Consider the following 1,030-nt stretch of genomic DNA (forward strand, 5'->3'; position numbering starts at 1 on the left):
TGCGCGGTGGCTGTCATTTCCGTCATCGCTGCGGCAACTTGCTCGGTTTCTTCACGTTGACCGCCAGCGAGTTCGTCGACTTGAGAGGCGCGTTGCGACATGTTGTTGGTTTCTGCGACGACTTCTTCACCAACTTGAGTCACGCTCTTGATGATGCCCTGCAGGCTTTCAACAAAGATATTGAAGTTGTGCGCTAACTGTTTGAACTCAGGTACGTTGGATTCGTGCATGCGCGCCGTAAGGTCGGCATCGCCTTGCGCGAAGGATTGGATCGAGGCATCAAACTGTTCGATTGGTCGCATGATGCTACGATTCACAAACACGGCGAAGATAGCAACCACGGCAGCGATAGAAACACAGAACAGCGCGATGGCCACTAGAGTCGTGTTGAGCGCGTCATGGGCTGAGGCTTCCATTTCTGCAATGACGGCATCAATGTCATCAGTGTAGAAGCCGGTACCGATCATTAAATCCCACTCAGGAATGAACATTGAGTAGCTCAATTTCGGTAGCGCCTCTGTTTGTCCTAGTTTCGGGAAGTAATAGGTAGTGAATTCACCCGTTTTGGCGTTTTTCAGCAAGTCTTGAATCAGGTAATTACCTTTCTTGTCTTGCAGGTTATAGAAGTTTTCACCGATGCCTTTGTCGTTCTTGCCGACCACAACACGGACGCCTTTGGAGTTGTAACCGAAGATGTAGCCCGTTTCACCAAATTCCAGCTCTCGTAAAACGGGAAGAGCTTCTTCTAATGTCGCATTTCTCTTGAGTAGCGGTTCAATCGCCGAGCGAGCCATCTGAACATAGTTTTTCAGCTCGGCTTTTTTCATCGCCATCATGGTGGTGTGGGTCTGATCAATTTGCTGTTGGTTATAAGCGTTAGTTTGCAGGTAGGTGAACCACATCATACCTAGTGCAATGGTGAGTACTGGAATGATGGAAAGAATATACAGTCGCTTTCTTATGGTTAGATTCATAGAGACTTCCTTACTTCTCGGCGCAGCGTTACGAAAAGGCAAAATTCAATCGATTT

1 protein-coding gene is annotated in these 1,030 nt (G+C 48.0%); it reads right to left on the bottom strand.

Annotated features, from left to right (window positions below; all coding sequences use genetic code 11):
* Positions 1–974: cache domain-containing protein (locus tag R7E42_RS25650; protein ID WP_318073334.1), on the bottom strand; the 974-nt coding region annotated here is incomplete at its 3' end.
* Positions 975–1,030: the final 56 nt, after the last annotated feature.

This window comes from Vibrio sp. Vb1337 (assembly GCF_033338715.1).
Lineage (GTDB): Bacteria > Pseudomonadota > Gammaproteobacteria > Enterobacterales > Vibrionaceae > Vibrio > Vibrio alginolyticus.